Genomic DNA, 17,263 nt, shown 5'->3' on the forward strand with positions numbered 1-17,263 from the left:
ACCCAGCGGCCGACCTCATGCACACTTGAGCCTGTTGCACTCAAGTCAGCTGGAGGAAACAACCATGGCACGTGCGGTCGGCATCGACCTGGGCACGACTAACTCCGTCGTCAGCGTTCTGGAGGGCGGCGAGCCCACCGTCATCACCAACGCCGAGGGTGCCAGGACCACGCCGTCCGTCGTCGCCTTCGCGAAGAACGGTGAGGTGCTCGTCGGCGAGGTCGCCAAGCGCCAGGCGGTCACGAACGTGGACCGGACCATCCGCTCGGTGAAGCGCCACATGGGCACCGACTGGAAGATCCAGCTCGACGGCAAGGACTTCAACCCGCAGCAGATCTCCGCGTTCATCCTGCAGAAGCTCAAGCGGGACGCCGAGGCCTACCTGGGCGAGAAGGTGACCGACGCGGTCATCACCGTCCCGGCGTACTTCAACGACTCCGAGCGCCAGGCGACGAAGGAGGCCGGCGAGATCGCCGGTCTGAACGTCCTGCGCATCGTCAACGAGCCGACCGCGGCCGCCCTTGCCTACGGCCTGGACAAGGACGACCAGACCATCCTGGTCTTCGACCTCGGTGGCGGCACCTTCGACGTCTCGCTGCTGGAGATCGGTGACGGCGTCGTCGAGGTGAAGGCGACCAACGGCGACAACCACCTCGGTGGTGACGACTGGGACCAGCGCGTCGTCGACTACCTGGTCCAGCAGTTCAAGTCCGGCCACGGCGTGGACCTGGGCAAGGACAAGATGGCCCTGCAGCGTCTGCGCGAGGCCGCCGAGAAGGCCAAGATCGAGCTGTCCTCGTCCACCGAGACCTCGATCAACCTGCCCTACATCACGGCGTCCGCCGAGGGCCCGCTGCACCTGGACGAGAAGCTCACCCGCGCCCAGTTCCAGCAGCTGACGGCCGACCTGCTGGAGCGCTGCAAGACGCCGTTCCACAACGTCATCAAGGACGCCGGCATCTCCATCAACGAGATCGACCACGTCGTCCTCGTCGGTGGCTCCACCCGCATGCCCGCCGTCGCCGAGCTCGTCAAGGAGCTGACCGGCGGCAAGGAGGCCAACAAGGGTGTGAACCCGGACGAGGTCGTCGCCATCGGCGCCTCGCTCCAGGCCGGTGTCCTCAAGGGCGAGGTCAAGGACGTCCTGCTGCTCGACGTCACCCCGCTGTCCCTCGGCATCGAGACCAAGGGCGGCATCATGACCAAGCTCATCGAGCGCAACACCACGATCCCGACCAAGCGCTCCGAGATCTTCACCACGGCCGAGGACAACCAGCCGTCCGTGCAGATCCAGGTCTACCAGGGCGAGCGCGAGATCGCGGCCTACAACAAGAAGCTCGGGATGTTCGAGCTGACCGGTCTGCCGCCGGCGCCCCGCGGCGTCCCGCAGATCGAGGTCTCCTTCGACATCGACGCCAACGGCATCATGCACGTGACCGCGAAGGACCTGGGCACGGGCAAGGAGCAGAAGATGACCGTCACCGGCGGCTCCTCGCTGCCGAAGGACGAGGTCGACCGCATGCGCCAGGAGGCCGAGCAGTACGCGGAGGAGGACCACCGCCGCCGCGAGGCCGCCGAGGCCCGCAACCAGGGCGAGCAGCTCGTCTACCAGACGGAGAAGTTCCTCAAGGACAACGAGGACAAGGTCCCCGGCGAGATCAAGACCGAGGTCGAGGAAGCCGTCGGCGAGCTGAAGGAGAAGCTCAAGGGCGAGGACACCGCCGAGATCCGCTCCGCCACGGAGAAGGTCGCGGCCGTCTCGCAGAAGCTCGGCCAGGCCATGTACGCCGACGCCTCCGCGGCCCAGGCCGCCGACGGTGCCGGTGAGGCCGGTGCCGGCCAGGCCAAGGCCGACGACGACGTCGTGGACGCCGAGATCGTGGACGACGAGCGCAAGGACGGTGCCGCGTGACGGAGGAGACCCCGGGCTTCGAGGAGAAGCCCGACGTCCCCTCCGGCGCCACCCCTGACGACGCCGAGCCGAAGGCCGCCGACGCCTCCTCCGAGGAGACGGCGGCCCCGGCCGGGGACGCGAACGAGACAGCGGGTCTGGTGGCCCAGCTGGACCAGTCCCGCAAGGCGCTCGACGAGCGCACCGCGGACCTCCAGCGGCTCCAGGCCGAGTTCCAGAACTACCGCCGCCGGGTCGAGCGGGACCGGATCGCGGTCAAGGAGATCGCCGTCGCGAACCTCCTGACCGAGCTCCTGCCCGTGCTCGACGACATCGGCCGCGCGCGGGAACACGGCGAGCTCCTCGGCGGGTTCAAGTCCGTCGCCGAGTCGCTGGAGACCGTCGCGGCCAAGATGGGCCTGCAGCAGTTCGGCAAGGAGGGCGAGCCCTTCGACCCGACGATCCACGAGGCCCTGATGCACTCCTACGCGCCGGACGTCACGGAGACCACGTGCGTGGCCATCCTGCAGCCGGGGTACCGCATCGGCGAGCGCACGATCCGCCCCGCGCGGGTCGCGGTCGCCGAGCCCCAGCCCGGCGCGCAGACGGTCAAGGCCGAGGAGCAGGGCGAGGCCGCGGCGGAGGACTCCGCGACGAAGGACAACGGTGGCCCGGAGGAGGGCTGACGTCGACACCGACGGACGCACTGAAGGCACTGGCGTAAGGAAGGAGGGGCGTCGGGGATGAGCACCAAGGACTTCATCGAGAAGGACTACTACAAGGTCCTCGGCGTCCCGAAGGACGCCACCGAGGCCGAGATCAAGAAGGCGTACCGCAAGCTCGCGCGCGAGTTCCACCCGGACGCCAACAAGGGCAACGTCAAGGCCGAGGAGCGCTTCAAGGAGATCTCCGAGGCGAACGACGTCCTCGGCGACCCCAAGAAGCGCAAGGAGTACGACGACGCCCGCGCCCTCTTCGGCAACGGAGGGTTCCGGCCCGGCCCGGGTGCGGGCGGCTCCTTCAACTTCGACCTGGGCGACCTCTTCGGGGGCGGTGCCGCCCAGGGCGGCGGCGGGGGCGGCTTCGGCGGCGGACTCGGCGACGTCTTCGGGGGCCTGTTCAACCGCGGCGGCGCCGCGGGGACCCGGACCCAGCCCCGGCGGGGCCAGGACATCGAGTCCGAGGTCACCCTGAGTTTCACCGAGGCCATCGAGGGGGCGACGGTCCCGCTGCGGATGTCCTCGCAGGCGGCCTGCAAGGCCTGTTCCGGCACCGGCGACAAGAACGGCACACCGCGCGTGTGCCCGACCTGCGTCGGCACCGGGCAGGTCGCGCGGGGCTCCGGCGGCGGCTTCTCGCTGACGGACCCCTGCCCCGACTGCAAGGGCCGCGGGCTGATCGCGGAGAACCCCTGCGAGATCTGCCACGGCTCCGGGCGCGCCAAGTCGTCCCGGACCATGCAGGTCCGCATTCCGGCGGGGGTGAGCGACGGCCAGCGGATCCGGCTGCGCGGCAAGGGCGCACCGGGCGAGCGCGGCGGCCCGGCCGGCGACCTCTACGTCGTCGTGCACGTCGGCGAGCACCCGGTGTTCGGGCGCAAGGGCGACAACCTCACGGTCACCGTGCCGGTGACGTTCACGGAGGCGGCGCTCGGCGGCGAGGTCAGGGTGCCCACCCTGGGCGGTCCGCCGGTCACGCTGAAGCTGCCGCCCGGCACGCCCAACGGCCGTACGATGCGCGCCCGGGGCAAGGGGGCGGTCCGCAAGGACGGCACCCGCGGCGACCTGCTGGTCACCGTCGAGGTGAGTGTCCCCACCGACCTGTCGGGGAAGGCTCGTGACGCGCTCGAGGCGTATCGCGAGGCGACCGCGGGCGACGACCCGCGGGCGGAGTTGTTCGAGGCCGCGAAGGGAGCATGACGCAGATGGAAGGCCGTCGACGGAATCCGTATGAACTGACCGAGGAGACCCCGGTCTACGTCATCTCGGTGGCGGCCCAGCTCTCCGGACTGCACCCGCAGACGCTGCGCCAGTACGACCGCCTCGGCCTGGTCTCCCCGGACCGCACGGCGGGCCGGGGCCGGCGCTACTCGGCCCGTGACATCGAACTGCTCCGTCAGGTGCAGCAGTTGTCGCAGGACGAGGGCGTCAACCTGGCCGGCATCAAGCGGATCATCGAACTGGAGAACCAGGTGGCCGCGCTCCAGTCCCGCGTGGCGGAGATGGAGGCGGCCCTGGACGCCGCCGCGGCGGCCATCCAGCAGCGCGAGGCCGCGGTCCACGCGTCCTACCGCCGCGACCTGGTCCCGTACCAGGAGGTCCAGCAGACCAGCGCGCTGGTGGTCTGGCGGCCGAAGAAGGCCAAGGACTAGCGGTCCTCCGGACACAGGCACAGACGCAGGCACACGGCGAGGGGCCCGGGAGTCGAACTCCCGGGCCCCTCGCCGTCGTTGCGGGCGGGTCAGACGGCCGGTCCGGTGACCGCGTCGTCGACGTTGGAGAAGGCCTCCGTGCCGTCCTCGTTCTTGAAGGACACCAGGTAGTACAGCGTGGTGCCGGAGGGAGCGGTGGTGTCGGTCCAGTAGGAGGTCGTCACCGGGGCGTCGGTGAGACGGGTCCAGGTGGCCTTCACGCGGTCCCAGCGGTAGACCTGGTAGCCGTCCGCCTCCTTGAAGCGTGCGCCGTAGCAGTACGGGTCCACCTGCACGGCGCCCGAGGCCAGGGCGATGGCGTCCAGGTCGCAGGCCGTGTTCTCGGGGGCCTGGGCCGTCGGGCGCAGGTCGAGCTCGGTGATCTTGGCCGCGGCGACGGGCTGGTCCCAGTAGGTGCCGTCGCCCTCGGGGTCGCCCACGTAGGAGGCCACGTTGCCCCAGCGGTCCGCGGCCAGGACGACGTACCGCTTCTGCTCGCCGTCCGCCGCCATGCGCAGGGTGGCGTACGTGCGGGTGGCGTCCACCGTGCCGACGTACTGCGGGGTGTCGAAGTCGGCGGGCTGCTCGTAGATGCGGTACTCGGCGAGGTCCGCCGCCGTGCTCGCGTGCCACTGCAGGCGCACGCCGTACTCCAGCGCCTGGGCGGTCAGGCCCGTGACGGCCGGGGGCGCGACCTCGTCGCCGGGGCGGGTGACGACGGTCTCGGCTGAGGGGGAGGACCAGCGGCCGTCGGTGTCCTTGCGGCGCACGACGTAGGCGTACGGCTTCCCCCGGTCACCGCTGCTGTCGGTGCAGGTGCGCACCGTGGCGCCGGACGCGTCGGTGGCCGTCTTGCGGCTGCCACAGGTGACGTTCGTCCAGGTGCGGGCGGCGCTCGTGGCGGGGGAGCGCAGGACGGTGTAGTCGGCGGTGTCGTTGCCCGCCGGGTCGGTCCAGCTGACGACGGCACCCTGGTCGGGGGTGGCGACCGTGACGTGCTGGGGCACGGCGATGGTGGTGCGGCCGGTCACCACGGCCGAGTCGGCGTGGTTCCAGGCGGCGTCGTAGGCGCGGACCTTGTAGTCGTACGGCTTCCCGTACTCCGGGAAGTCGTCCTTCCACGTGGTCGTGGTGATCTCGGGGGTGTACTCCTTCCACTCCGTCTCGTCCGACTTCTTGCGGAAGACCGAGTAGGCGACCGCGTCCGACGGGGCCTTCCAGGACAGCGTGTTGGTGTCGACGGAGCTGGTGACGGTGAGCACCGGGGCGGCGGGCGCGGTGAGGTCGGGCGTGGGGACCGGGCCGAGGGCGGCGGTGCCGGCCGACTCGTTGCCCGCCTTGTCGTACGCGCGGATCTGGTAGCGGTACGACTGGCCGGTCTGCGGCGGGGTGTCGTCGAAGGTGCGCCGGGCGGTGGTGGTCGCGCCGATCCGGGTCCAGGCGGTGCTGCCCGCCGCCTGGCGGTAGACCCGGTAACCGGCCAGGTCCATCTCCTTGTTGGCGGCCCAGGACAGCGTCGCGGTGGTCCGGTTCGCGTCCGCCACGCGGTAGTTCCAGGCGGTGCCCGTCGGGGCGAGGGGGCGCACCTTGTCGACCGTGGCCGTGGTGCGGGGCGTGTAGGTGAAGGCGACCTTCGCCGAGCCGGTCCAGTGCGCGTAGTCGACGCGCAGGGTGTGCTTGCCCGACGGGACGGTCAGGTAGACGGTCTTCCCGACGGCCGTGGAGGTGTTCTTCCACAGGCTGATCTTCAGGCTGCCGTCGAGGTAGACGCGGATGCCGTCCAGACCGGACGCGGACAGCGCGAAGGGGCCGCCGGAGCCGAAGTCGCGGGTGACGGACCAGCGGACGGAGAAGTTGTCCCTCGGCACGCCGGAAGCGGGCGCGCCCGTACCCCAGTTCTCGCTGATCGCGGCATCGCAACCGGTCTGCTTGGCGGTGCCCGAGAAGTTCGTGTTGGCGTAGATCTGCCGCTTGTAGACCGGTGCGGTGCAGGTCGTGGCGGCGGACGCCGGGCTCGCGGCCACGGCGGTGAGCAGGCCGCCGGCCGTGGCGAGCACCACGGCCGTCGCGAGGCTGACTGGCTTCATTCGTTCCCCTGTCGGACGGTCGGCGGCGGGAACCGCCGTGATCATGACGCGCCGGGAAGGGAATTGGTTGCACGGATTTTTGCCGGGTCGTGAAGTCCCGCTGGTGAAGGGTCCGTAAAGGGCGTCAGGAGGTGATTCCGCTTCGTCTCCATGCGTCTTCACCCGCTGAGCGGAGCGTGATGTTGTCATCTCGTTAAGTAGTTCCGCTTGACGCCGGTACGGCTGGCCGCGTTGTCTTTTCAGACACCTGGGTCGACTTGCCCCATGCCCCGAACGCACTCGAAGTGAGCCCCTTAATGCGTCGAATAGCCATCGCTGTGGTCGCCGCCACGATGACCCTCTCGCTCGCCGGCTGCGGCGTGCTGAACGCGACGGAGGACGGGGCCGACGCAAGTCCCACCAAGGGCAACGGCATCACGGTCGGCGTGCTGATGCCGGAGACGACGAACACCCGCTACGAGCGGTTCGACTACCCCATCATCCAGGCCAAGGTGAAGTCCCTGACGCGGGACGAGGGCAGGACCGTCTACGCCAACGGTGAGGCGGACCCGGACAAGCAGGTCCAGCAGATGGAGAAGATGATCGACGACAAGGTCGACGTCATCCTGCTGGACGCGGTCGACGCCGAGGCGATCGCCGACACCGTCAAGAAGGCCAAGGACGCGGGCATCCCGGTCATCGCCTACGACCGTCTCGCGCAGGGGCCGATCGACGCCTACGTCTCCTTCGACAACGAACTCGTCGGCGAGGTGCAGGGGCGCACCCTGGTCGAGGGCATGGGCTCGCCCGACGCCACCGACAAGATCGTCATGATCAACGGCTCGCCCACCGACCCGAACGCAGGTCAGTTCAAGCAGGGCGCGCTGTCCGAGCTCAACGGCCGGGTGACCATCGCCGCGACCTACGACACGGACAAGTGGAAGCCGGAGCTGGCGAAGAAGGAGATGGCCGAGGCGATCGCCAAGATCGGCAAGGGCAGCATCGCCGGTGTCTACTCCGCCAACGACGCCATGGCGGGCGCGGCCATCGAGGCCCTGAAGGAGGCCGGCGTCAGCGAACTCCCGCCGGTCACCGGCCAGGACGCCGAACTGGAGGCCGTGCAGCGGATCATCAGCGGCGAGCAGTACATGAGCGTGTACAAGCCCTACCCGCAGGAGGCGGAGGCCGCTGCGGAGATGGCCGTCGCCAAGGTCCAGGGCCGTGACATCCAGTTCGACGCGCTCACCCGCGACAAGGTCGACAGCCCGACCGACAAGAACATCCCGGCGCAGCTGGTGACCGTGGTCGCGCTGACCAAGAGCAACATCAAGGACACCGTGGTCGCCGACGGCATCTTCAAGGTGTCGGACATCTGCACCGGCAAGTACAAGGCGGCCTGCCAGACCATCGGCCTGAAGTAGCCGGCCCTGCGGCCCGGAGGGGCCGGATCCGGACGGCCGTCGGCCGACCGGATCCGGACAGCCGCCGAACGGCCGGAATCTGACGTTCCGGCATTCGGCCGGAACTCGTCGGTCCGGGACCGTTCCCGGGCCCGTCAGGGACCGCTCAGCGGCTCCCGGCGGATCAGTACGCCGTCCGGCGCGTGGTCCGCGGGGCGGGTGCTGAGGTAGCCCGACGGGTCGCGGTCACCCGTCACCCGCAGGCCCGTGACCCGGGCGTCGCGCGGGACGTCGTACCAGAGCTCGACCTCCATGAGGTCGTGGCCGCCGATCTCGACCTCCTCGTGCTGGCGGCGTACGGCCATGGCGAAGGCGTCGGGCCGGGCGCGGGGGCCGGTCACGCCCGCCAGGCGCTGCCGCGCCGCGACGTAGGTGTGGAAGTTCGGGTCCTGGTTGTCGACCCGCAGCCGCGCCGAACAGAACTGCCCGTCCGGCTGGGCCTCGCTGTGCGACCCGGCCACCGCGGTCAGCCCGCAGCGCAGGTCGAGCAGGGTGAAGGTGAGGTGCCCGTCCCGGTAGGGGCGGGAGGGCCGCTGCGAGGCCGACGCGGACGCCTGCCCCGTCCGCCCCTCGGTCCCCGTCCCCGTGGGTCCGTCGCCGCCGCAGCCGGCCGTGCCGGCCAGGACACCCAGCACGACCGCGCACGTCATCCCCGCCACCACCGGCCTCGTCGCCATCCGCCGATTGTCCGCCGGACCGGGCCGGAAGGGGAGGGGCTGATCGCTCCTGGAGCGCCCGGACGACAGCTTGTTGCACGGCGGCGCGCGGGGGTGGGTACGAGGCGGTGCGAAAACCTGTCAAAGCGGCGGTTTCCCTTGTGGCCGCCGGGGGCAGCCGTGTTGCGGAGCTGGTCCGGGCCGCGCATAGTGGCGTCGCGGAACAGGCGCGCAGCGGGGGTGGTATGGGCGATGGCCGGGACCGGGACGGAGGAGCATCCTCACGGTGCCGACCGACTGTGCGAGGCCGGGGATCGCGTGTATTCCCGGGCCGTACGGCGCGGCCGGGTGCCGCGCCGTGACGCCGGCCAGGTGCCCTGCCTGCTGGACCTGGCCCTGCTGCACCCCGACCCCGACGACATGGACTGGCTGGTGCCGACCTCCCCGCAGGAGGTCATGACCCGGCTGCTGCGCGGGCTCTACGAGGACGTCAGCGCGAGCCAGCGCCGGGTGGGCACGGCGGTGGCCGCCTACGAGTGGTACGCGGGCCTGGGCGGTTCCGCACCGGCCGCTCCGGCCGGCGAGGGCTCGGCGATCCGCGTCCTGGAAGGGCTGTCCCGGATCCAGGCCGCGATGGACGAGGCCACGGAGGCGTGCACCCGCGAGGTGCTGACCGTCCAGCCCGGCGGCATCCGGCGCGAGGACGAGCTGGCGGAGGGCCTGCACCGGGCGCTCACCCTGCGCGGCCGGGGCGTGCACATGCGCGATCTCTACACCCACGTGGCCCGGCACGGGCAGGGCCTGCTCAACTACCTGGAGCTGATGGGCGAGGCGGTCGAGGCGCGCTCGCTGGACGAGGTGATCGACCGGCTGATCCTCTTCGACCGCACGGTCGCCTTCATCCCCGCCAACACCGACCGCACGATGGCGCTGGAGCTGCGCCACCCGGCGCTGGTCGGCTACCTGGTCACGGTGTTCGAGCGGCTGTGGCGGCTGGCGATCCCGCTGACCGCCCCGCTGCCCGACACCCGCATCGAGGGCATCTCCCACCGCGAGCAGTCCATCGCGGCGCTGCTGGCGGAGGGCCACCAGGACGCGGTGATCGCCGAGCGCCTCGGCATCAGCGTCCGCACCTGCCGGGCCCACATCGCCCGGCTCTCGGAGACCCTCGGCGCGGCCAGCCGCACCCAACTCGGTGTGCGCATCGCCCAGGTGGGCCTGGACGGCCCCCAGGAGCCCGTGGACCTCACCCAGGTCACCGTGCCGGGCCAGGGCTCCCGCACGGGCCGCTAGGGGGTGTCTTGCCGATCACGCCGGGCTCGCGGCGCCTGGCACCGCACCTCGCCGCGTTGTCGTCGGTTGCCGATGCTCCGCATCGCCGCCCTCCTCCGCCTTGCGATGCACGGCGCCAGACGCCGCTCCCTGATCCGGCCTGATCGGCAAGACACCCCCTAGGGACCTCCGGGGCCCGTGTGGCCCCCGTGACCCGGTCCGGCCCCCGTGACCCGGTCCGCCGCGTGTCAAAAGCTGGCGGCCGGGGCCTGGTTCGGCACCTGTCACACGCCGGCGCCCGTGGCCCGGTCTGGCGCGTGTCAAAAGCTGGCCGCCGGGGCCTGGTTCGGCACCCGTCACGCGCCGGCGCCGGTGGCCCGGTCCGCCGCGTGTCAAAAGCTGGCCGCCGGGGCCCGGTCCGGCACCTGTCACATGCGGGCCCCGTAATACGGTCCGGCACCCGCCGCGAGCCGACCCCAGTGACAGGTCCGGCGCGCCTCACGAACCGACGCGCCTCACAAGCCGGCGCCCGTCAAAAGCTGGCCCCCGGCGACGTCCGGCTCCCGCCCCGGTCCTAGGTGTCCTGCTCCAGGATTCCCGACTGCGCTATCAAGTACCCCAGTTGGGCCCGGCTGCCGCTGCCCAACGCCGTCGCGAGCTTGGCGATGTGGGCCCGGCAGGTGCGGACGTTCATCCCCAGGCGGCGGGCGATGGCCTCGTCGACGTGGCCCTCGACGAGGAGCTTGGCGATGGAGTGCTGGATCTCCGTGATGCCGTCGGGGGCGGTCTCGTAGGGCGCGCCGGCGGTCAGCGGGACCGCGCGGCTCCACATGAACTCGAAGACCTTCACCAGGTACTGCACCAGCCCGGGGTGGCGCAGTTCGAGGGCGACCTGACGGTCGTCGCGTATGGGGATGAAGGCGACCGTCTCGTCGCAGATGATCAGCCGCTCGACCAGTTCGTCGATGGTGCGGTACTCCGCCTTGCCGTTGGCGAAGCGGTCGACGTAGGCCAGCCGTTCGGGGCTGTAGCGGGCGGTGTGCTGGTACAGGGTGCGGATGCGCACCCCGCGGTCGATCAGGGTCTGGTCGCGCTCCAGGCCCTCGATGACCCGGCGCTCGGGGTGGCGGGCGCTGGGCTGCACGGTGAGCATCTCGTTGCGGCACTGGTCGGCGGCCAGGTCCAGGGACGCGTTGATGCGGTCCAGGCCCTCCAGCACGGTGATGGCGTGGGTGGGGGCCGTGTCCTGGGCGCTGAGCGCCATGAACGGCTCGAAGACCCCGGCCAGCTCGATGGAGGTGCGCCGGCGCTCGGTGATCTCCCGTTCGATCGGATTCAGCCGTTGCGCCAGTGCCACCGTCGGGGGAACCGGGCGCAGCCAGCCCGCGTCGTCCGGGTCGGGGTGGAGCAGCGCGAACTCCATCAGGCAGGGGGCCGTCTCCACCTCCGCGCGGGCGATTCGCCCGGTGCGCAGCGCGTGGGCGTAGAGGCGCCCTCCCTCCTCGCACAGTTCAGTGATGGCGTGGGGATGTGTCGCTTTAGCCGGATTTGTTGTCAAATCTCCACCCCCCAGGGTCCTGAACATGCAGGAACATGATGCACCGATTGTGTGGTCATGACGTGCCTGAATGAGCCATCGTCTTACGCGACGGGGGAATGAGGGGACCTTCAAGTGAGGACGAAGCCGACTATGCGTAAGAGAATGCTTCGCTCGGTGCTTGTCGCCGCCTTCTCCGCCGTTGTGGCCTTCGGGACTCTGAATGGCCTCTCCACTGCGAAGGGCGACGCACAAGCGGACAGCCGGTGGTCTGTTGTGGTCCAGTCCGCCGGCCCCACCGACGAGGCCGACGGGGTCGTGGCCACCCCCAACGACAGTATTTGGTCCTGACATGACGACACCTCCCGACGACCGCAGCTTCCGCCGCGAGATGGCCACCGCCTACCGCTCCGGCTGGCACTTCATCGACCTGGTCACCGCCATCCCCCACAGCGGCGACTCGTTGATGGTCACCGTGTTCGGCGAGCCGGTCGTCGTCACGCGGGACGAGGACGACGACGTACGGGCGTACCGGTGTCTGCGGCGGCCTCGGGGGGCGCCGCAGCCGGTCCGGTGCGCGATCCGGTACGGCATGATCTTCGTCAACCTCGACCAGCGCGACCACGAGCTGGACGAGCCGGCGGCCCCCACTGCCCCGCGCACCATCTCAGCCACCCCCCGCAGTGCCTGACGCGATTCCCCCGTCGTAACAGATCGCCTCAGGTGCTTCCCCCCGCAGCGGCGTCACCGTGACCTGAACACGGTGACGCCGCTGTGTTGTGCGGGGAAATGTCCCGCTGTCCGCCGATCCCGTCACTGGCCGGAAAACGACGGGTCGTATCGGGTCAGCCCTGTCCCATCGCCCGGGTCAGGGCGATTTCGATCACCGCCCGGGTGGGGTTGGGGCGCGGGGTGCGCCCGTAGCGCTCGGCGTAGCGCCGTACCGCCTCCGCCACCCGCTCCGGGTCCTCGCTGACCGTCGCGCGGCCCTCCAGCGTCGCCCAGCGGCGCCCGTCGACCTGGCACACCGCGACCCGTGCGCCGTCCGGGCCGGCCGCCAGCACGTTGCGCACCTTCCGGCTCGCCCGGTCCGCGATCACACGGGCCAGCCGCCGCTCCGGGTCGTAGGTCACGCCCACCGGCACCACGTGCGGGCTGCCGTCGGGGCGCGTGGTCGTCAGCGTGCACAGGTGCCGCTCGCGCCAGAAGGTGAGATACGGCTCGTCCGGCGCACCCGGGTCCCGTTGGTTCGTCATGACCGCCGAACTTAGCCGCCCCGGCCCTCCCGCATCGAGCCTTGAGTGGAATAGACTCAACTTTGTGTACGTTGACTGAGTCAGTACGGGAACGCCGGACGACGTGGCACCGACCGCTGACGCAAGGAGGAGAAGCAGACCGTGGACGCCGAGCTGACCAACCGGAGCCGGGACGCGATCAACGCGGCCAGCAACCGGGCCGTGACCGAGGGCAACCCGGACCTCACCCCCGCCCACCTGCTGCTGGCCCTGCTCCAGGGTCAGGACAACGAGAACATCGTGGACCTGCTGGCGGCCGTCGAGGCCGACCAGGCCGCCGTGCGCGCCGGTGCCGAGAAGGTCCTCGACACGCTGCCCCGGGTCGCCGGGTCCACCGTCGCGCCGCCGCAGCCCAACCGCGAGCTGCTCGCCGTGGTCGCCGACGCCCAGAGCCGGGCCCGTGACCTCGGCGACGAGTACCTCTCCACCGAGCACCTGCTCATCGGCCTGGCCGCCAAGGGCGGGGCCGCCGCCGACGTGCTCGTCCAGCAGGGCGCGAGCGCCAGGAAGCTGCTGGAGGCCTTCCGCAAGGCCCGCGGCGGCCGGCGCGTCACCACCGCCGACCCCGAGGGCTCGTACAAGGCGCTGGAGAAGTTCGGCACCGACTTCACCGCCGCCGCCCGCGAGGGCAAGCTCGACCCCGTCATCGGGCGGGACACCGAGATCCGGCGGGTCGTGCAGGTGCTGTCCCGGCGTACCAAGAACAACCCGGTGCTGATCGGCGAGCCCGGCGTCGGCAAGACCGCCGTCGTGGAGGGCCTCGCCCAGCGCATCGTCAAGGGCGACGTGCCCGAGTCGCTGAAGGACAAGCGGCTGGTGGCGCTCGACCTGGGCGCGATGGTCGCCGGGGCCAAGTACCGCGGCGAGTTCGAGGAGCGGCTGAAGACCGTCCTGGCCGAGATCAAGGACTCGGACGGGCAGGTCATCACCTTCATCGACGAGCTGCACACCGTCGTGGGCGCGGGCGCCGGCGGCGACTCCGCGATGGACGCCGGCAACATGCTCAAGCCGATGCTGGCCCGCGGCGAGCTGCGCATGGTGGGCGCCACCACCCTCGACGAGTACCGCGAGCGGATCGAGAAGGACCCCGCCCTGGAGCGGCGCTTCCAGCAGGTGCTGGTCGCCGAGCCGAGCGTCGAGGACAGCATCGCCATCCTGCGCGGGCTCAAGGGCCGCTACGAGGCCCACCACAAGGTCCAGATCGCCGACAGCGCGCTGGTCGCGGCCGCGACCCTGTCCGACCGGTACATCACCTCCCGCTTCCTGCCCGACAAGGCCATCGACCTGGTCGACGAGGCGGCCTCCCGGCTGCGCATGGAGATCGACTCCTCGCCGGTCGAGATCGACGAGCTCCAGCGCGCCGTCGACCGGCTGAAGATGGAGGAGCTGGCCATCGGCAAGGAGACCGACGCGGCCTCCCGCGAGCGCCTGGAGAAGCTGCGCCGTGACCTCGCCGACAAGGAGGAGGAGCTGCGCGGCCTGACCGCCCGCTGGGAGAAGGAGAAGCAGTCCCTCAACCGGGTCGGTGAGCTCAAGGAGAAGCTGGACGAGCTGCGCGGCCAGGCCGAGCGCGCCCAGCGCGACGGCGACTTCGACACCGCCTCCAAGCTGCTGTACGGCGAGATCCCCACCCTGGAGCGCGACCTGGAGGCCGCCTCCGCCGCCGAGGAGGAGGTCGCCAAGGACACCATGGTCAAGGAGGAGGTCGGCGCCGACGACATCGCCGACGTGGTCGCCTCCTGGACCGGCATCCCGGCCGGCCGTCTCATGGAGGGCGAGACGCAGAAGCTGCTGCGCATGGAGGAGGAGATCGGCCGGCGCCTGATCGGCCAGGGCGAGGCCGTGCAGGCGGTGTCGGACGCGGTGCGCCGCTCCCGCGCCGGGATCTCCGACCCCGACCGGCCCACCGGCTCGTTCCTCTTCCTCGGCCCCACGGGCGTGGGCAAGACGGAGCTGGCCAAGGCGCTCGCCGACTTCCTCTTCGACGACGAGCGGGCGATGGTCCGCATCGACATGTCGGAGTACGGCGAGAAGCACAGCGTGGCCCGGCTGGTCGGCGCCCCGCCCGGCTACGTGGGCTACGAGGAGGGCGGCCAGCTCACCGAGGCGGTGCGCAGGCGGCCGTACTCCGTGGTGCTGCTCGACGAGGTGGAGAAGGCGCACCCCGAGGTCTTCGACGTCCTGCTCCAGGTGCTCGACGACGGGCGCCTGACGGACGGGCAGGGCCGCACGGTCGACTTCCGCAACACCATCCTGGTGCTGACCTCCAACCTGGGCAGCCAGTTCCTGATGGACCCGCTGACCAGCGAGGCGGAGAAGAAGGAGCAGGTGCTGGAGGTCGTGCGGGCGTCGTTCAAGCCCGAGTTCCTCAACCGGCTCGACGACCTCGTCGTCTTCTCGGCCCTCACCAAGGAGGAGCTCAGCCGCATCGCCCGGCTGCAGATCGACCGGCTCGCCCGGCGCCTCGCCGAGCGCCGGCTCACCCTGGACGTCACGCCGGACGCGCTGGCCTGGCTCGCCGCCGAGGGCATGGACCCGGCGTACGGGGCGCGCCCGCTGCGCCGTCTGGTCCAGTCCGCCATCGGCGACCGGCTGGCCAAGGAGATCCTGGCCGGCGAGGTCAAGGACGGCGACACGGTCCGGGTGGAGGCCTTCGGCGACGGCCTGATCGTGGGCCCGGCCACCGGGAAGACCCTCTGAACCGAGCCGCGCCGCACGGCCCCGCCACCCTCCGGGTGGCGGGCCCGTGGCGCGTTCCGGGCCGCCCCGCGAACGCTCTGAGCTGAATTACGCCAAGCACAGGTGAACCATGGAAGGCGGGGCTTGCCACCCCCCTCCCCGCATGGGGGAGGATGGCGGAATCCGTACGAAGGGAAAATCACGGTGACCATCGACCCGTCCTCGATTCCGAACTTCGGGGGCCAGCCCGAGCCGCAGCCTGAAGGACCGGCGGGCCCCGTCGTCCCGGATCAGGATCTCGTGAAGCAGTTGCTCGACCAGATGGAGCTGAAGTACGTCGTCGACGAAGAGGGTGACCTCGCGGCGCCGTGGGAGGAATTCCGCACGTACTTCATGTTCCGCGGCGACCAGCCCGAACAGATGGTCTACTCGGTGCGGACGTTCTACGACCGGCCCCACCCGATCGAGGACAAGGCGCAGCTGCTGGAGTCCATCGACGACTGGAACCGGCGCACCCTGTGGCCCAAGGTCTACACGCACACCCACGACGACGGCACGGTCCGTCTGATCGGTGAGGCGCAGATGCTGATCGGCGCCGGGGTGAACATCGAGTTCTTCGTCTCCTCCACGGTCAGCTGGGTCCGCGCGGCCATCGAGTTCGACAAGTGGCTCGTCGAGCAGCTGGGCCTGGAGCAGGACGTCAACGACGCCGACGAGCCCGGGGAGGGCGACGCGTAACCCCGGGCCCCCCAGGACTCACAGCGGTGTGCGGGCGAGGACGACCAGGTACGCGCCGTACGCGTAGGAGAGCCCGGCCAGCGCCGCGACCACCACGGTGGCGTGCACGGGCCGGGCTCTCGCCGTGCGCACCAGCGCCGCCGCGAGCGGCAGCAGCAGCGGGAACGCCGGCAGCAGGAACCGCGGCTTGGACTCGAAGAACCCCGAGCCGCCCAGCGCGATCAGCAGCAGCACCCCGGCGTAGACCAGCAGGGGCAGCGGGGCGCGGTCGGCGAGCAGCAGCGCGTACAGCACCACCGCCGCCGCGACGATCACCAGCGTCATCGGGAAGACCAGCCGGTCGCCGTGCAGCAGCAGGTGGCGCACGAACCGCAGCGAGCCCCGCCCGAAGTCGAAGCGCGAGCCCCACAGGCGCTGCACCGCGAAGTAGCCGCGCAGCGGGTCGCCCGTGCGCGCCCCCACCCACGCCACGTACGACACCCAGCCCAGCGGGGCGAGCGCCACGCCCGTCCACAGCCTGTGGGAAACCCGGCCGCGCGCCCGCCACACCGTCCACGCGGCGGTGACCAGGACGGCGGCGGCCACCGCGAAGCCGTTGGGCCGCGACAGCCCCGCGAGGGCCGCGAGCGCCCCCGCCCACCGCCAGTGGCCGCGCAGCACCGCGTGCAGCGCCCACGCGGCGAACGCGGTCAGCACCGGCTCGGTGTACCCCATCGACAGCACGATCGAGTGCGGCAGCAGCCCCCAGAGCACGACCAGCGCCGTCGCCACCGCCCGCCCGTGCAGCAGCCGGCCCACCGCGTAGATGCCCCAGGCGGCCACCGCGGCCGCCGTCCACGACACCACCAGGCCGGCCGCGCCGCCGCCCAGCGGGGTCACCGTGGTCACCGCGCGCACCAGCGCCGGGTAGAGCGGGAAGAACGCCAGGTCGCTGTGGACGATGTCGGGCGCGAAGCGCACGGTGCGGCCGTAGCCGTGCGCGGCGATGCCCAGGTACCACAGCGAGTCCCAGGAGCGGCCGAGCAGCGCGAGCGGCTGCTGCCCGGTCACCTCGGCCGTGAGCGCGAGGAGCGCGACCCCGGTCAGCCGGGCCGCGGTGAACAGGGCGAGCGCGGCCGCCGGTCCCGGCACCCGGCGGGTGCGGCGGCCCGCCTCGGCGTGCGGGTGTGTGACTGCGGACGGGGCGAGCGTGCTGGCATGGGTCACACCCGCACGATGCCGTGCCCCTGCCGGGGGCGCGAGCGGGTCTGCGCCAGGTG

General features: G+C 71.2%; 14 protein-coding genes. 9 read left to right on the plus strand and 5 right to left on the minus strand.

What is annotated here, in order from left to right; genetic code table 11:
• The first annotated feature begins 64 nt into the window (after positions 1-64).
• The 4 genes from dnaK to E4U91_RS18625 are packed head-to-tail and all read left to right on the plus strand — an operon-like array spanning position 65 to position 4,262.
• Complete coding sequence (dnaK, locus tag E4U91_RS18610) at positions 65-1,912, plus strand: molecular chaperone DnaK (protein ID WP_137307909.1); 1,848 nt, start codon at positions 65-67, stop codon at positions 1,910-1,912.
• A complete protein-coding gene (gene grpE, locus E4U91_RS18615; protein WP_137307910.1) occupies positions 1,909-2,577 on the plus strand; it encodes a nucleotide exchange factor GrpE in 669 nt (222 codons plus the stop codon). The genes dnaK and grpE overlap by 4 nt, the downstream gene beginning before the upstream one ends.
• 57 nt (positions 2,578-2,634) lie before the next feature.
• Positions 2,635-3,810: a molecular chaperone DnaJ gene (gene dnaJ / locus E4U91_RS18620; protein ID WP_137307911.1), complete on the plus strand. Its 1,176-nt coding sequence runs from the start codon at positions 2,635-2,637 to the stop codon at positions 3,808-3,810.
• A gap of 5 nt (positions 3,811-3,815) precedes the next feature.
• On the plus strand, positions 3,816-4,262 hold the full coding sequence (locus tag E4U91_RS18625) for a heat shock protein transcriptional repressor HspR (RefSeq protein WP_137303384.1): 447 nt from the start codon (positions 3,816-3,818) through the stop codon (positions 4,260-4,262).
• A gap of 89 nt (positions 4,263-4,351) precedes the next feature.
• On the opposite strand, the gene E4U91_RS18630 is transcribed toward E4U91_RS18625, so the two are convergent.
• A complete protein-coding gene (locus E4U91_RS18630; protein ID WP_137307912.1) occupies positions 4,352-6,388 on the minus strand; it encodes a fibronectin type III domain-containing protein in 2,037 nt (678 codons plus the stop codon).
• A 296-nt stretch (positions 6,389-6,684) separates the two neighbouring features.
• Here E4U91_RS18630 and E4U91_RS18635 point away from each other — a divergent pair, with 296 nt between their 5' ends.
• Positions 6,685-7,788 carry a sugar ABC transporter substrate-binding protein gene (locus tag E4U91_RS18635; RefSeq protein ID WP_137307913.1) on the plus strand — a complete coding sequence of 368 codons (1,104 nt, stop codon included), beginning with the start codon at positions 6,685-6,687 and terminating at the stop codon, positions 7,786-7,788.
• A gap of 134 nt (positions 7,789-7,922) precedes the next feature.
• On the opposite strand, the gene E4U91_RS18640 is transcribed toward E4U91_RS18635, so the two are convergent.
• Positions 7,923-8,504 (minus strand): hypothetical protein, encoded by a 582-nt coding sequence (locus E4U91_RS18640; protein WP_137307914.1) that lies wholly within the window; start codon positions 8,502-8,504, stop codon positions 7,923-7,925.
• Positions 8,505-8,735: 231 nt separating this feature from the next.
• On the opposite strand from E4U91_RS18640, the gene E4U91_RS18645 reads away from it, so the two are divergent.
• On the plus strand, positions 8,736-9,776 hold the full coding sequence (locus E4U91_RS18645) for a helix-turn-helix transcriptional regulator (protein WP_137307915.1): 1,041 nt from the start codon (positions 8,736-8,738) through the stop codon (positions 9,774-9,776).
• Between the two features lie 553 nt (positions 9,777-10,329).
• Here the strand turns inward: E4U91_RS18645 and E4U91_RS18655 are convergent.
• Positions 10,330-11,340: a helix-turn-helix transcriptional regulator gene (locus tag E4U91_RS18655; RefSeq protein WP_391310433.1), complete on the minus strand. Its 1,011-nt coding sequence runs from the start codon at positions 11,338-11,340 to the stop codon at positions 10,330-10,332.
• 304 nt (positions 11,341-11,644) lie between these two features.
• Here E4U91_RS18655 and E4U91_RS18665 point away from each other — a divergent pair, with 304 nt between their 5' ends.
• Positions 11,645-11,983 (plus strand): Rieske (2Fe-2S) protein, encoded by a 339-nt coding sequence (locus E4U91_RS18665; protein ID WP_067241006.1) that lies wholly within the window; start codon positions 11,645-11,647, stop codon positions 11,981-11,983.
• Positions 11,984-12,137: 154 nt separating this feature from the next.
• On the opposite strand, the gene E4U91_RS18670 is transcribed toward E4U91_RS18665, so the two are convergent.
• Positions 12,138-12,548, minus strand: a complete 411-nt coding sequence (locus E4U91_RS18670; RefSeq protein ID WP_137307916.1) for a pyridoxamine 5'-phosphate oxidase family protein — start codon at positions 12,546-12,548, stop codon at positions 12,138-12,140.
• A 141-nt stretch (positions 12,549-12,689) separates the two neighbouring features.
• Between E4U91_RS18670 and clpB the strand changes: the two genes are divergently transcribed.
• Positions 12,690-15,287, plus strand: a complete 2,598-nt coding sequence (gene clpB, locus E4U91_RS18675; RefSeq protein WP_137307917.1) for an ATP-dependent chaperone ClpB — start codon at positions 12,690-12,692, stop codon at positions 15,285-15,287.
• Between the two features lie 183 nt (positions 15,288-15,470).
• Complete coding sequence (locus E4U91_RS18680; RefSeq protein ID WP_067240999.1) at positions 15,471-16,004, plus strand: type III secretion system chaperone family protein; 534 nt, start codon at positions 15,471-15,473, stop codon at positions 16,002-16,004.
• Between the two features lie 18 nt (positions 16,005-16,022).
• Here E4U91_RS18680 and E4U91_RS18685 read toward each other — a convergent pair whose 3' ends face one another.
• The gene (locus E4U91_RS18685) at positions 16,023-17,210 is read right to left on the minus strand and encodes a hypothetical protein (RefSeq protein WP_174867822.1); all 1,188 of its coding nucleotides are present in this window, start codon (positions 17,208-17,210) and stop codon (positions 16,023-16,025) included.
• Positions 17,211-17,263 lie beyond the last annotated feature (53 nt).

It is taken from the genome of Streptomyces lasalocidi (assembly GCF_005280215.1).
GTDB classification, from domain to species: Bacteria; Actinomycetota; Actinomycetes; order Streptomycetales; family Streptomycetaceae; genus Streptomyces; species Streptomyces longwoodensis.

What these genes read in the sequence shown, in the direction of transcription:
- dnaK (WP_137307909.1), top strand. Translation starts at nt 65, where the DNA reads ATGGCACGTGCGGTCGGCATCGACCTGGGCACGACTAACTCCGTCGTC.
- dnaJ (WP_137307911.1), top strand. Translation starts at nt 2,635, where the DNA reads ATGAGCACCAAGGACTTCATCGAGAAGGACTACTACAAGGTCCTCGGC.
- E4U91_RS18625 (WP_137303384.1), top strand. Translation starts at nt 3,816, where the DNA reads ATGGAAGGCCGTCGACGGAATCCGTATGAACTGACCGAGGAGACCCCG.
- E4U91_RS18630 (WP_137307912.1), bottom strand. Translation starts at nt 6,388, where the DNA reads ATGAAGCCAGTCAGCCTCGCGACGGCCGTGGTGCTCGCCACGGCCGGC.
- E4U91_RS18635 (WP_137307913.1), top strand. Translation starts at nt 6,685, where the DNA reads ATGCGTCGAATAGCCATCGCTGTGGTCGCCGCCACGATGACCCTCTCG.
- E4U91_RS18640 (WP_137307914.1), bottom strand. Translation starts at nt 8,504, where the DNA reads ATGGCGACGAGGCCGGTGGTGGCGGGGATGACGTGCGCGGTCGTGCTG.
- E4U91_RS18645 (WP_137307915.1), top strand. Translation starts at nt 8,736, where the DNA reads ATGGCCGGGACCGGGACGGAGGAGCATCCTCACGGTGCCGACCGACTG.
- E4U91_RS18655 (WP_391310433.1), bottom strand. Translation starts at nt 11,340, where the DNA reads ATGTTCAGGACCCTGGGGGGTGGAGATTTGACAACAAATCCGGCTAAA.
- E4U91_RS18665 (WP_067241006.1), top strand. Translation starts at nt 11,645, where the DNA reads ATGACGACACCTCCCGACGACCGCAGCTTCCGCCGCGAGATGGCCACC.
- E4U91_RS18670 (WP_137307916.1), bottom strand. Translation starts at nt 12,548, where the DNA reads ATGACGAACCAACGGGACCCGGGTGCGCCGGACGAGCCGTATCTCACC.